8 protein-coding genes are annotated in these 14,820 nt (G+C 61.7%); 2 read left to right on the forward strand and 6 right to left on the reverse strand.

The window, feature by feature from the left end:
* The first annotated feature begins 546 nt into the window (after positions 1 to 546).
* A complete protein-coding gene (locus tag HMPREF2605_RS08360) occupies positions 547 to 2,457 on the forward strand; it encodes a GH25 family lysozyme (protein ID WP_070847944.1) in 1,911 nt (636 codons plus the stop codon).
* Positions 2,458 to 3,395: 938 nt separating this feature from the next.
* On the opposite strand, the gene adhP is transcribed toward HMPREF2605_RS08360, so the two are convergent.
* From adhP to HMPREF2605_RS08390, 6 genes are all read right to left on the reverse strand, one after another.
* Positions 3,396 to 4,436 carry an alcohol dehydrogenase AdhP gene (gene adhP / locus HMPREF2605_RS08365; protein ID WP_083311385.1) on the reverse strand — a complete coding sequence of 347 codons (1,041 nt, stop codon included), beginning with the start codon at positions 4,434 to 4,436 and terminating at the stop codon, positions 3,396 to 3,398.
* A gap of 422 nt (positions 4,437 to 4,858) precedes the next feature.
* Positions 4,859 to 6,241, reverse strand: coding sequence for a phosphoenolpyruvate synthase (locus HMPREF2605_RS08370; RefSeq protein ID WP_070847947.1), 1,383 nt, complete (start codon positions 6,239 to 6,241; stop codon positions 4,859 to 4,861).
* 284 nt (positions 6,242 to 6,525) lie between these two features.
* Positions 6,526 to 7,572, reverse strand: a complete 1,047-nt coding sequence (gene lgt, locus HMPREF2605_RS08375) for a prolipoprotein diacylglyceryl transferase (protein WP_070847950.1) — start codon at positions 7,570 to 7,572, stop codon at positions 6,526 to 6,528.
* A complete protein-coding gene (gene trpA / locus HMPREF2605_RS08380) occupies positions 7,572 to 8,426 on the reverse strand; it encodes a tryptophan synthase subunit alpha (RefSeq protein ID WP_070847953.1) in 855 nt (284 codons plus the stop codon). Before trpA ends, lgt begins: the two co-directional genes overlap by 1 nt.
* Positions 8,426 to 9,760 carry a tryptophan synthase subunit beta gene (gene trpB, locus HMPREF2605_RS08385; RefSeq protein WP_049345652.1) on the reverse strand — a complete coding sequence of 445 codons (1,335 nt, stop codon included), beginning with the start codon at positions 9,758 to 9,760 and terminating at the stop codon, positions 8,426 to 8,428. Before trpB ends, trpA begins: the two co-directional genes overlap by 1 nt.
* 313 nt (positions 9,761 to 10,073) lie before the next feature.
* Positions 10,074 to 13,394, reverse strand: a complete 3,321-nt coding sequence (locus HMPREF2605_RS08390; protein WP_070848162.1) for a chromosome segregation SMC family protein — start codon at positions 13,392 to 13,394, stop codon at positions 10,074 to 10,076.
* Positions 13,395 to 13,715: 321 nt separating this feature from the next.
* Here HMPREF2605_RS08390 and HMPREF2605_RS08395 point away from each other — a divergent pair, with 321 nt between their 5' ends.
* Positions 13,716 to 14,768, forward strand: a complete 1,053-nt coding sequence (locus HMPREF2605_RS08395) for a 3-oxoacyl-ACP synthase III (RefSeq protein ID WP_070847956.1) — start codon at positions 13,716 to 13,718, stop codon at positions 14,766 to 14,768.
* Positions 14,769 to 14,820: the final 52 nt, after the last annotated feature.

Genomic DNA, 14,820 nt, shown 5'->3' on the forward strand with positions numbered 1-14,820 from the left:
GCCGAGAAAAACGTGCCAACAGGCACCATATACATGGTCGATGACTCTTCATCTCTCCTGCATCGACCATGAAACTCCGGGTGCCGGTGCGAGGCCGCGCCAAATACAGTACCCGGAACATGAGGGGTGGGTCTTTGTGTGTGCGGCCCACCCCTTTCCTTATGCCCGCAAGCCAAAGCCCCTGCAGCGCAACCTCCGACAGAGCAGTCCACAGAATGAAATTCGCAATGCCCCGGCGTGTCACCCACCTAAAATTTTTCGCAAAAAAACTGAGCCCATAAATACACCGACAAGCCGCAAAACTAAACAGGTCCCCCAAAGACCCCAAATTACTGTGCACTCTGCGAAAGATATGCCGCCAGAATGACATGCCAAATCATTGCGCACAGCGGTGCAGGTACCGTAGGCTGATAGCTGTGCCGGTCGCTTGACGCGGCAACAATTGACACATAAACCTCACCCAACTGCCCCACTATTCACTCGTGTCAGAAGCCCCCACACAGGGCCACATCGACACATCCACCTCTCAAACACAGGCAAAAACCTATGAAGAAACTCCAGACTGCCGCGCGCTCTGCGGCAGCCCGCTCCATCATGGCGTCCGCAGGTGCACTCTCCCTGGTCGCCGCATCCCTCACCTCCGTTCCCGCCGCATTTGCTGCCCCCAGCGCGAGCGCAGCCGCAGAGGTCGACCTCGGCGCCTCCTACGAGGAGCTCACCTACGCCCCCGCCCCGGATGCATCCCTCGTCGAACACTCCAACCCCGCCATGGGTGCGGGCGAGCGCGAGCGCCTGGGCACCGCGAACGCACGCACCGGCGCAACCTCCCCCGCTTCTACCGCAACCCTGAGCGGTATTGCCGCACACCAGAGCTCCGCGCAGGGCGTGGCATCCGGTCAGGCACTGGCACAGGGCCGCTCCGCGTGGACCCCCTCCGGCGGCACCCTCGGCATGGATGTCTCCTCACACCAGCAGAACGTGGACTGGGCAAGCGCCTACGCCGCAGGTTCCCGCTTCGCCTACGTGAAGGCAACCGAGGGCGGCTACTACACCAACCCCTACTTCGGTCAGCAGTACAACGGTTCGGCGCAGGTCGGTATGGTTCGCGGTGCCTACCACTTTGCGAACCCCCGCACCTCTTCGGGTGCCGATCAGGCACGCTACTTCGTGCAGAATGGTGGCGCGTGGACTGCTGACGGCCAGACCCTGCCCGGCCTGCTGGACATCGAGTTCAACCCCTACCCCGCCTACGGCAACACCTGCTACAACATGACCCCGGCGCAACTGACCGCGTGGACCCGCGACTTCGTGGACACCTACCGTTCGCTGACCGGACGCGACCCCATGGTGTACACCGCGACCTCCTGGTGGTCACACTGCGTGGGTTCCCAGCAGTTCGGCACCCTGCCGCTGCACCTGGCGAGCTACTCCACCGTGGTGGGTGCAATTCCGGCGGGTTGGAGCGGCTACGACATTTGGCAGTTCACCGACTCGGGCCCGTTCGTGGGTGACTCGAACTTCTTCCCCGGCACCGTGAACGATCTGAAGGTTCTGGCGAAGAACCCGAAGGCTGTGCACCGCAACTGGTCGAACGGCCAGGATCGCGTAGCGGAAGACCGTGCGGCAGAAGATCGCGCCGCTCAGGATTCTAACGTGGTGACCACCGCGACTGGCTCGATTGATATTCGCACCGGCATCGGTAACTTCTGGAATAAGAATCGTTCCTTCTACGGCAACCCGATTGGCACCGAGTACTCTCTGGGTCACGGCGTGTATGCGCAGAAGTTCACCAACGGCAAGACCATCTACTGGACGAACTCTCACGGTTCGCACTGGCTGGTCACCAACGGCGGCCTGGATTATAAGTTCCGCTCGGACGTGGCACGATTCCGCGGCCTGACCACCGACGAGGAAACCCGCTCCGACACCATCGCAGTCTCCTTCGCTAACGGTGAAGGCGCCTACTGGTCCAACGCGTACGGCACCCACATCATCAATGAGCGCGGCTCCATCTACGCGACCTGGCGTGCAGCTGGCATGAGGGGCGTGCCTACCACTGACGAGCAGAATCTGGGCAACGGCATCATCAAGCAGGAATTCACCGGTAGCACCACCTACGTGTGGTCCGCACAGACCGGCACCCACCGCCTGCACACCGGCGGCGCGTTCTACCACCGTTTCCTGCAGCACCGCGGCACCTGGGGTGCACCGGTGACCGATGAAACCGCCACCTCCACGGGTGCTCAGGTGCGATTCGCCTCCGGCAAGGTGCTGCTCTGGTCGGATGCGTACGGTGCGTACGAGACCAACGGTAACGGCGCAATCTTCAAGCACTGGGAGAAGAATACCGCTCGCTACGGTGCGGCACGCGGCGACGAGTCCTACGCGAACGGCGTGTACTACATGGACTTTGAGCGTGGCACGATCCGCTGGACCGCGCGGCGCGGTATCTACTAAGAGCGTGGCATTTACTCAACGGCGCGGCAGCTAATAAACACTGCAACGCGCATATAAAAACGAGGGGCACCTGGCAGAGGTGCCCCTCGTTCTTTTGCTACAGGACGTATCTTCTGAACAACACAAAAATCAAGATGCGTTCTGCAGCGGGTGGGTTACCGAGTGAGTAGAGAACCCGGCTATGTTACCCGTGCCGGCAGGTAAATTTATAGCGTGGCGGGCGAACCACCACGAAGTCATGCAATGTCCTAAAAGCCCCGGATTAGTGTGGCGGACATAATCCCCATTGACTATGTCCGTGGGGCCCACACTAATCGTTGGTGAGACCTCACCCCGAAGGTGTCTAGAGGGGCGCCTGACCGGAAGTAAGGACTCAACGGTGAATAACGGCACGGTACGAAGATGCTGAAATTCACCCGGGTATGGCGTTCCGTAAGAAGGAATCGATATCTAGGAGGGCCGAAACCTTCACACGTCATATCCCGTTACATCTAGGGTAGGTGTAGCGACGTGCGAAACCTATCTCTTCGGCAAATATTACGCTTCAATCAATGGTTGAATGTTTTCACTACGAGAATACATTTTGAGGTCTATAGATGTCAAACAAAGTATTCTCTTGCATTAGTTTAGTGCGGATTTTGAGATAATCCACCGGATATTTCAAAAATAAATTCCCGGATATATTACGTTTAGGTGCCTAGTACTCACAGAGATTTTCGGCTCCTCACGATAACGGCTCTCAAAAACTCGGCTGCTCTACAACGCCGCGTTAAAAACACTAAGGCGCACCCCGCGTCGTATGCACAGCAGAAAGAGTACCCCTACTCCCCCGCCACACGGGATGCGCCCTAGGCGCTATAACCATCGAAACTACCGGTAGAACCTCAGCCGAGTGAGACCTTGAAGCCCCCGCCGGGCGCCTCGAACCATCCGCTAGCTTAGAGGCTAGCGAAGTCCAGAACCATACGGCCGGTAATCTTACCCGCCGCCATTTCCTCGAAGACAGCCGGTGCCTCGTCAACTTCACGTAGCTGAACCACCGGAACCACGATGCCGTCAGCACCGAACTGGAACGCCTCCGCCAAATCCTGACGGGTACCCACCAGGGAGCCCACCACGCGGATGCCGTCCAGAATAATCTTCACAATGGACAGCTCCATCATCTCCGAGGGCAGACCAACAGCCACCACGGAACCGCCCGCACGAACCGACTCGACAGCCTGGTTGAACGCAACCTTCGACACCGCGGTCACCACAGCAGCGTGAGCGCCGCCGCCGGTCAGCTCGCGAATACGAGCCGGAACGTCCTCAACCTCGCGTCCGTTGATGACGTAATCAGCACCGGTCTCACGAGCCAGAGCCAGCTTGTCGTCGTTGATGTCAACAGCGATAACCTTGGCGCCGAAAACCTTCTTAGCGTACTGAACAGCCAGGTTGCCCAGACCGCCCGCACCGTAAGCAACCAGCCACTCACCGGGGCGAACCAGCGACTCCTTGATTGCCTTGTAGGTGGTCACACCAGCGCAGGTAATGGAGCTTGCCTGTGCCGGGTCAAGGCCCTCGGGAACCTTCACAGCGTAATCAGCGGTCACCAAGGTGTACTCACTCATGCCGCCATCAACCGAGTAGCCTGCGTTCTTCACCGAACGGCACAGGGTCTCACGGCCCGAGGTGCAGTACTCACAGTGGCCGCAGCCCTCGAAGAACCAAGCCACCGACACGCGGTCCCCTTCCTTCAGGGACTCAACGCCCTCACCGACCTTGACGACACGGCCGATGCCCTCGTGGCCCAGAATACGACCCGGAACCTCACCGAAATCACCGGAAGCCACGTGCAGGTCAGTGTGGCACACGCCCGAGTACTCAATCTTCACGAGCGCCTGGCCGTAACCGACAGCCGGAACGGGAACCTCACGGACAACAACCGAACCGTCAACCTTCTCAGGGACAACAACAGCCTTCATGGTTTCCTTGCACATGACCTAAACTCCTTAGTCATCGGTGGCCGCGCTCAAGCCGCAATCTGCAATCTGCGCTGTGCAACCTAGCGGGGTGAGCGCGCGTATTCTTTACATTTCCACCGTAAAATGATGAGCCGCCAATCTAAAGGACCTTCCCCGAATATGACAGAGGGGTTAGATAGAGGCGTTCTCACGAGCAAGGATGAGCTTTCGATAAGGTCCATTCCGACCAATGCGCTAAACCGCCAAAGGTTGATATGACGCTATGACGAAACAACACAGAAGATGAGAATGCCTCCCAAACAAGCGGCTTGGGAGGCACTCAGAAAAAATTTAAATATTAAGTTTGAGGCGCATACCACCCTAAAGAAAGGGTTCAATCTGCACCTATACGATTCCTACAGGCTCACAGGAACTCTTAGCCGATGAGACTTAGCTGCCTAGAAGCAGAAAGCAACCTCAATATAGCCGGCGCCGCGCTCACCCGGACCATTCGGAGCATTCAACGCCCAACCCAGATCCATGATGCGCACCGTAGAATCCATGAACGTACCGCCGCCAGCGCCACCGCCAGCCAGCTGCACCGAACCCACCGCATAGCGGGCACGAGCCGAATCGTTATTCCACTTCTGCGACACCACACGAGCCGAAACGCTCAACGCAGCGCCGGAACCGCCGCCGCCATAACCGGCGCCACCGCCTCCAGAAACCACCGACTGGTAGCCGTTAAACAGCTCGCCAGCGTTCGACGGACGGTTATCGGTACCCTCCGGAGTCTGATCCCACTGGTACGAATAGCTCGCCACACCATCGGCACCCTTCGCGCGGAAACCGCTCGCACCCGCCGCACCGGCAGTCGCAGTGCTCACCAGCTTCTGAGTGGAGGTGCTCGAAAAACCAATCACCGAACCATCAACAGCCGGCGGGTTCAGCTTCTCACCGCCGGCACCGCCCACACCACCGGCGGCACCCGAACCCGGGTTCACCGTCAGAATCGGATCAGACTGCGCCTCGTACGAGGTGAAACCAACAAAACCGGGCGAACCGTCGCCGTCACCTGAACCAGCGCCACCACCGGTGCTGAACTGGTGCTCGCCACCGGAGCTATCAAGCGAATAGTGCGCGGTCGGGCGCACAGCACCCGCATTCGCGGGATTCGGCAGAACCGTCGCATACGACGCCAGCACACCGGCACCGCCGCCGCCACCGGCAACAATCATGGGCACACCATCCACCTCAATAGCGGAGGAACCACCGCCGGACGCCGAATACAGCACAGCGCTCATACCGCCGCGACCGGTCACACCGCCAGAAATGCGGGTCAAATCATTAATCGCAGAAACAACGTTCGCGGGAACCGGCGAAGAAGCCTTCGAGGAGCCGCCCACACCGTAGCCGTCGCCGCCCTCAGCGGGCTTCAGCTCACCATTACCGATACCACCCGAACCGGCAGTCAGAGTAATAGTCTGGCCGCCGCGCACAGCCATAGAACCCTCCACCATGGCACCGGAACCGGCATCAGCCACAGTGTAGTTCGTGCCGCCGGCACCGCCCACAGCCACAAAACGCATACGCTTAGCGCCCGCAGGAACCGTCAGCACGGCAACCTTCTTCACGCCGTCACCGGCAGTGATCATCGTCGAATCCTCGTAAGGTCCGGTGCACTCGCCTTCCTCATCAGAAGCCGCATACGCCGGAATCACCGACGACGCCACAACAACCGGGGCAGCCCACGCCGCACCAGCCACCAGGCGGCGGCGCGACAGACCCGGGCGAGAAGAAGGAGAAATGGGGCGCGAAGAATCGCCGGCAGAAGAGCTCACGATAAAAATCCTGTACGTCGAGTGGGTGTTTCTAAACGCAGACGCGACGGGCGTTCAAAGAGCCTCATACTCCTTACGCGGGCGCCCGCCACACGCAATACCTCTATTATGCCTTCTCAACAGCCCAAATCGACGCAGGGTCCCGGCACATGCCACCATGAGAACATCCACCAGCAAGAAGCAGACAGCAAGCACACATAGCGGGCACAAAAAACCGCCGGACGGGGGCGCTCCCCCATCCGGCGGTTTTTCTATGAAATTTAGATGGAGCTAGAAGATGAAAGCTAGGAGCCCTTCGTCGAAGACTCAGAAGAGTCAGATCCTTCCGCGGGCTCTGCCTTCTTGGATACCTTCTCGGGTGCCTTCTCCTCAGCGCCCTCTGCAGACTCATCTGCGGCAGGCTTCGGAGCGAACTCCGCAGGAGCCGGCTCAATACCCGCAGCAGCCTTCGCCGCAGCACGACGACCAGCCACCACAAAACCAGCAGCACCCAGCAGAACCAGTAGCAGAGCAGTCCACACGTGAATACGAACGCCCCAGAGCATCTCCGAGGTATCAATACGCAAGAACATCTCAATAAAGAGGCGACCCACACCGTAGTAGAACACATACAGCCACAGGGTCTGACCCAGCTTCAGCACGCCCTTACGGCCCAGCCACAGCAGCAACGCCACACCCAGCAGGTTCCACAGCGACTCGTACAGGAACGTCGGATGGAACAGCGTACCCGCCGGATACTGGGTCGGGAAATTACCGCTCGACGCGCTAATCTCCAAGCCCCACGGCAGAGTCGTCGGCTTGCCGAACAGCTCCTGGTTGAACCAGTTACCCCAGCGGCCAAACGCCTGAGCCAGCAGAATACCCGGCGCTACCGCATCCGCAAAAGCCGGGAAATTCATGCCGTAGCGGCGGCAACCATACCAGGCGCCCAACGCACCAACCGACACGGCGCCCATAATGCCGATGCCGCCCTCCCAAATCTTCAGGAAAGCCCACGGATCAGCAACATTCGGACCGAAATAGCTACCCGGGTCAGTGATCAGCACATGGTAGGCGCGGGCACCAATAATGCCCGCCGGAATAGCCCACATCGCCACGTCAAAAACGCGCTCAGGGGTACCACCCGCCGCCTTCCAACGGCGAGAACCCAGCCACAAGCACACCGCCATACCCGCAAGAATACACAGGGCATAGAAATGCACACGGAACGGGCCCAACTGCAGGTACGAAACGCTCGGCGAAGGAATCGAACCCAGCGGAATCGAAGCTAGCGGAATCGAAGCCAGCACGTTAGCTACCGGCGTGCTCGCCAGCGACAGAACACCGGACATTAAGCCTCACGCCCCGCCAGCTCACGGGTCAGCTTAGCCACCGCCTCAACACCGCCAGAAGCCAAAGCCTTCACCAGCGCGGTACCGACAATCACGCCGTCCGCGTACTCGCCAATCTCCTCAACGTGGGCACGAGTCGAAACACCCAGACCCACGCACGCACGAGGCGCACCGGCAGCCTTAATGTCCGCAACCAGGGTGCGAGCCGCCTCCGACACGGAGGTGCGGGCACCGGTCACGCCCATCACCGACACGGCGTACACGAAGCCGCTCGACGCCTTCGCAATAGTCGCCAGACGCTCCGGCGAAGAAGACAGAGCAGCCAAGAAAATACGATCCAGACCGTACTCGTCAGAAGCCTCAAACCACGCCGACGCCTCATCAGGCACCAGGTCCGGGGTAATCATGCCCGCGCCGCCGGCAGCTGCCAAATCACGCGCAAAGTTCTTCACACCGTACGCCAGAACCGGGTTCCAGTACGTCATCACGACAACCACCGCGTCGGTCGCCTCGGTAATGCGGCGGACCGCCTCAAACAGCTGAGGAAGCTTGAAACCGTTCTCCAGCGCCACGCCGGTAGCCTTCTGAATCACCGGACCATCCATGACCGGATCAGAATAAGGCACGCCCAGCTCAATAATGTCCGCGCCGTTATTACCCAGAGCAATCGCCGCGTCAATCGACTCATCCAGGGTCGGGAAGCCCACCGGCAGGTAGCCAATCAGCGCCGCACGGCCCTGCTTCTCGCACTCAGCCAGACGAGCCGCCAGAGGGGATTCAGCGTTCGGGGCGGGGAAAGAACCATCCAGCACCGTAAAAGGTGCCGACTGAGAAATAGCGTCCTGGTAGCTCATTACTTAGCCTCACTTTCAGCCTGTGCGTTCTGTGCAGCGGATGCGGCAGCTTCCTTATTACCGGTCATCAGGGTCGAGGACGGAATCGCCTTACCCAGACCGAACCACTTCAGCGCGGTCTCCATGTCCTTATCGCCACGACCGGACAGGCAGACAATCATGGTCTTCTCGCGTGCCGCCTCCGGATCCTCAGCAGCCCAACGCTGGCACACGCGCAACGCGCCCGCCAGAGCGTGCGAGGACTCAATCGCCGGAATAATACCCTCGGTGCGGCAGAGCAGACGCAGAGCGTCCATCGCCTCGGTATCAGTCACCGGCTCGTAGGTCACGCGACCAATATCGGACAGGTAGGAGTGCTCAGGACCCACGCCAGGGTAATCCAGACCAGCAGAAATCGAGTGGGACTCAATGGTCTGGCCGTCTTCATCCTGCATCAGGTAGGTCATCGCGCCGTGCAGCATGCCCGGGCGGCCCAGGGTGATGGTCGCCGCGTGACGGCCGGTCTCCACGCCGTCGCCGCCAGCCTCAAAACCGTAAATCTCAACCGACGAATCGTCCAAGAACGCGTGGAACAGACCAATCGCGTTCGAACCACCACCCACGCAGGCAGCAATACCATCGGGCAGGCGGCCGGTCTCAGCAAGAATCTGCTCGCGCGCCTCCTCACCGATAGCGTCGTGGAAGAAACGCACCATCGCCGGGAACGGGTGCGCACCCGCAGCGGTACCCAGCAGGTAGTGGGTGTTCTCAACGTTCGCAACCCAGTCGCGCAGCGCCTCATTAATCGCGTCCTTGAGGGTGCGGGAACCGTTCTGAACCGCAATCACCTTCGCGCCCAGCAGCTGCATACGAGCCACGTTCAGCGACTGACGCTCAGTGTCTTCCTCACCCATGTAAACCACGCACTCCATGCCGAAGAGCGCAGCCGCGGTCGCAGTTGCAACACCGTGCTGACCCGCACCGGTCTCAGCAATCAGACGGGTCTTACCCATACGCTTAGCCAGCAGAGCCTGACCAATCACGTTATTAATCTTGTGGCTACCCGTGTGGTTCAGGTCCTCACGCTTGAGGAACACACGCGCACCAGCATGCTCAGAGAACTTCGGAACCTCAGTCAGCAACGACGGACGGTTCGAATACTCAGCAGAAAGACGCTGGAACTCAGCAATGAACTCGGGGTCGTTCTTCGCCTCGTTAAAGGTTGCCTCCAGCTCATCCATGGCGGCAATCAGTGACTCGGGCATCCACCGCCCGCCGTACTCACCAAAATAGGGGCCGGGGGCATTCTTCAACGACTCGCCGTTGAGGAAAGCATCTGCCAGGTTCTCGCTCATCACTATTCCTTCCCTGGATGGTTGCCGCCGGATGCGCACCGCGGGTAGGGCGGGGCATCAGGCCTGATCACAGCGAAACACCACGCCAACCGCGAATAGGTGGGCGGTGTTCGCACATATCCCCCTATAGTACCCGGGTGCGGGCAGTGAACAATACCTTGAGGTGCACATGACCATTCCTAGGACATGTGACGTTCGCCGGGATGCGGGCGCTCGCGGGTGTGGGTGGCTTGCTTAGGAAGGTTAGATGCTGTGAAGGCGCGGCGCGGCGGGGCAAATGAGCGCGGCAGTGCCAGGATGCGAGCGCGGCGGGCTACAGCAGTTCGCGTAGCTCCTCCATCTGCTGAGAAAGCACCGTCGACACACCACCGCGCATCGACACCCCGTACAGGGTCTCCGCAATCTGCATCGTGCGCTTCTGATGCGTCACCACAATCAGCTGCGAACGCTCCCCCAGCTCACCAATCACCTGCAGCAAGCGCGAGAGGTTGCGGTCATCCAGCGCCGCCTCAACCTCATCGAGGGCGTAGAACGGCGACGGGCGAGACATATAAATCGCAATCAGCAGCGCCAACGACGCGAGCGAACGCTCACCGCCGGACAGCAGCGACAGGCGCTTAACCTTCTTACCCGCCGGGCGCGCGTGAATCTCCACACCCGAGTTCAACGGATCGGAGGGGTCGTCCAGTTCTAGGTGACCCTCGCCTCCCGGGAACAGGGTTTCAAAGATGCGGCGGTAGTGGGTGTTGATGTCCTCCATTGCGGCGGTGAACACCTCCGCAATGTGGCTGCTGACCTCGTCCATGACCGTGTTCAGGTCGCGGCGGGTCGCCTTCAAATCCTCAATCTGCTGGTTCAGGTAGGCGTGGCGTTCGGAAAGCGCCTCGTACTCCTCCAGCGCCAGCGGGTTAATGGCGCCCAGCGCCTCCAGTTCGGCGCGGGTTGCCTTGAGGCGAGCGCGCACGCTCTCGGTGGAAGCTTCGGTAGTCTCTGATGCCGTTTCGGTAGCAGTATTTTCGGAAGCGGTGTTTTCGGTGGCGTCGTTTTCGGAAGCCTCGTCTGCGGGCACGTCAACCGGCAGCTGCTCGGAATACTCCTCCTCCAGCTGTTCCAGGGTCAAACCGGTCACCAGGCGGGCACGCTCAGCCAGCGCCTGCACACGCTCCTGCACGCGCGCCGCCTCCGTCTGGGTGCGTGCCAGCAGGGTCAACGCCGCCGCGTGTGCCGCCTGCAGGTCCTGCACCTCATCGTTCGTGCTGGTCAGGCCCTCCTGGGCGTTCTTCAGGGCGCCGCTCAGCTCGTGCAGCTGCTGCTCATGCTCGCCCACCTGCTCGGCAAGCACCTCACCCAGACGCTGGGCGCGGCGCTCAATCTTTGCCGCCGGAGCCTGCTCCCCTGTGCCCGCCAGGTAGGAATCCTCACGGGTGCGCGCCGACTCGTAGGCGGTGCGCGCTTGTGCCACGGATTCCTCCGCGGCAGTGAGGCGCTCGTTCAGTCGGGCACGCTCATTCTGAATGTTCTGCGCGGAGGCTTCCAGGGACTCCGCCTGGGCGCGGGCGCGGGCATGCTCGGCGCTCGCCACACCCGCCGCCTTCGCTGCCTCGCGTTCTGCTTCGACCGCCGATTCTGCCGCGGTCTGAGCCTGCTGAACGGCCTGTTCGGCTTCGTCCAGTTCGGCGCGGGTGCGGGTCACGACCTGGGCTGCGGCGCGGTATGCGGCGGCAAGTTCCAGGGGGCTGGCGCCCTCAGCCGGGTAGAGCAGGCTGTAGCGGGTATGCTCGGTGCCTGCGGGGTCAAAAATACGCCAGATAGTGCGCTGACCTGCGAGGGGATTCTCTGCGAGCATGTGTAGGGCGTGCTCTGCGGAGGCGGCATCCGGCGCGAAAAGCACACCCGCCAGCCGCTCACCCAGCGCCGCGGTGACGCGTGCCAGGGCGTGCTCGTCGATGCCGGCGAGCGCGGCGGCATCCTCGCTGAGCGGCTCAATCATCTCGGTTGCGGGGCGGATACCCAGCTCGCGCAGCTCCGTGGCGCAGGATTCGGGCAGGGTGGTTTCGGGCAGTTCTGTTGAAAGTTCCTTCGCGGCAGATTCGCTGCTTTCGCCCCCCTTATCACCGCGCAGCTGCGACACCTCGGCGCCCTCAACCGGCACGCTCAACACTGCGGTCGCCAGCGAGGTCAGCGCCGCAGACGCCGCACGCGCGTACTCGGGGTCAATCTGCACGGCATCCAGCACGCGCAGCAGGCTCGCGCCCTCTGCCTCACTCGAAGGCTCCACGAGCTCGCCGGTCTCGGGGTCGAACACCGCCTCAGCAGATTCAGTGTCCAGTTCGGCGGGCGCCTCTCCCAGGCTCTGGCCCAGCGCCTCACGCAGGGTTGCGGCACGCTCTGCCGCCGCCGCGTAGGCGCGGGTCGCCTCCACCGCAGCGGCGCGGGCGGCATTCAGCCGGGCCTGCGCGCGGGCACGAGACTGCGCCGCCTCACCCGAGGCGCGCTCAGTCTGCGCCACCTCGGACGCCGCCTTCTCAACATTCTTCAGCGCCGCATCGTAGCGTTCCTCAAAGCTGGCGTAGCTTTCCACCGCGCGCTCTGCCTCTTCGCGGCGCTCCTCCAGCAGTTCCAGGGCGCGTTCGTATCCGGCGCGGGCGGCGGCGGTCGCCTCGGTCAGCTCCACGCGGTAGGTGCGCACGCGCTCGGCGGCGATGGACTGCACGGTGCGCACGCGCGCGGCGGACTCGCGCAGGGTCGATACGGCCTTCTGGCAGGCGGTGACCTCGGCGTTCAGGCGGTTCTGCTCCTGCTGATGCTTCGCTGACGCTGCACGCGCCGCCTCCAGCTGTTCTTTCAGGGTGTCGGCGCGGCGGGTACCTTCCGCCTCGGAGGCGAGAGCCTGCGTCTGCTCAGCCTGCAGAATACCCAGCTGACGGGTCAAAAGCACCGCCTCCAGCTGGCGGATGCGCGCCTGCAGCTGGCGCGCGGTCGCGGCGGATTCTGCCTGCTCGCTCAGCGGCTGCAACTGCGAATCCAGCTCGGCAACCAGGTCGCTCAGGCGGGTAACGTTCGATGCCACAGACTCCAGCTTGCGGCTGGTCTTCTCCTGGCGGCGGCGGTACTTGACCACGCCCGCCGCCTGCTCGATCATGTCGCGGCGCTGCTGCGCGGTGGCGTGCAGGACCGCATCCAGCTGACCCTGGCCGACGAGCACGTGCATCTGCTGACCCAGACCCGCCTCCGAGAGCAGGTCCTGAATGTCGGCAAGGCGCGCCGGGGAGCCGTTAATCTCGTACTCGCTGCCGCCGGAGCGGAACATGGTGCGCGAAATCTGCACCCGATCAGCGGGAATGCTGAGGGCGCCATCAGAATTATCGAAAGTCAGGGTGACTTTGGCGCGGCCCAGGGGTGCACGCTGGGCGCCGTCGCCCGAACCAGCCTCACCGGAGCCCGCGAAGATAACGTCCTTCATGCTGCCGCCGCGCAGGCTCTTAGCGCCCTGCTCACCCATGACCCAGGCGAGCGCATCCAGCACGTTGGACTTGCCGGAGCCGTTGGGGCCGACCACCGCGTTAATGCCGGGGGTGAACTCAAAAGTGGTTGCGGAGGCGAAAGACTTGAACCCGCGCAGGGTCAGCGACATCAGGTGCACAAGGGGCCTTTCTGCAGAAGAACTGGTGTGTGCCGGGCACGTTCTGTGGTGCGTGGCGGCATCCCTCTAGTGTACGCGGTGCGGCGGGCGGGCGGCGTGAACGTGCACGGGGTGAAGGGGGTTCAAAGTTCCTCATTCTGCATCATCTTACGCGCGGGGTGAACGGGCGCGTTCATATTGGGTCTACGGATACGGGTTCGCCCGGTCGGTGCGGTAGATTGGAATGAGCATCACGAATTCTGCGGGGCCGCTGTGCGCATCCCCGCCGTCTTTGTATCCCACTGACTTCTATTTACAAGGGCCACACCATTGATGAATGCATCCGCCGATAAGGTCGGCACAAACTCTGACATTCGCCACGCTAACGCAGCTCTGCTGTCTATTACCCATGAGCTGCCTCCGGAGGTCGTCACGAGCGACTACTTCGATGAGCAGCTGGCCCAAACCTACAAGCGTCTGCGCATGCCGAAGGGCCTGCTGGAGCGTCTTGCCGGTATTAGCACTCGCCGCGGTTGGGCTGAGGGCCAGACCTTCGAGGACGGCGTTGTTGCCGCAGCCGAGAAGGCTATCGAGCAGGCGGGTATTGACCGCTCCCAGATTGGCCTGCTGATTAACGCTTCGGTGACTCGCGATAACTTTGAGCCCGCCGTTTCGGTGGGTGTGCACGACCGTCTGGACCTGCCGCGTCACGCCCTGAACTTCGATATTACGAACGCCTGCCTGGGCTTTGTGAACGCGATGACTGTCGCCTCCACCATGATTGATGCGGGCGCTATCGACTACGCTCTGATTGTCGCTGGCGAGGACCCCTCCCCGTGGCACCGTACCGCGGTGCGCATCCTGAACAACCCCGATTCGACCCGCGAGGATGTGCTGGCTCAGTTTGCGACCCTGACCCTCGGTTCGGGCGCGGCGGCGGCTGTGATTGGTCGAGCTGACCGCCACCCGGAGGGTCACCGCATCGTCGGTTCGGTATCCCGCGCGGGCACTGAGCACCGTAACCTCTGCATCGGTGGCGAGGCGGATCAGGGCATGAACACTGACGCCGAGGGCCTGCTCAAGCACGGTCTGGAGCTGGTGGCGCAGGCGTGGGAGCAGGCGCATCAGGACGGCTGGGAGTGGAACGATATGACCTCCTACGTGACCCATCAGATTTCTAACGCCCACACGAACGCCATTATTGAGGCGGTCGGTATTAAGCGTGAGCGCATCCCTTTGACCTTCCCGAAGTGGGGCAATGTGGCTGCGGCGGCTCTGCCGATGACTCTCGCCGAGTGCGCGCCGACCTACACGGAAGGCGACCGTATTCTGTGCATGGGTGTGGGTTCTGGCCTGAACACTGCCCTGCTTGAGATTCAGTGGTAACCCGTTAGCTTTTGCGGTAGACATTCACCGATTCGATCCGGAAGGATTCCCA

The organism is Rothia sp. HMSC065C03, from assembly GCF_001837295.1.
Lineage (GTDB): Bacteria > Actinomycetota > Actinomycetes > Actinomycetales > Micrococcaceae > Rothia.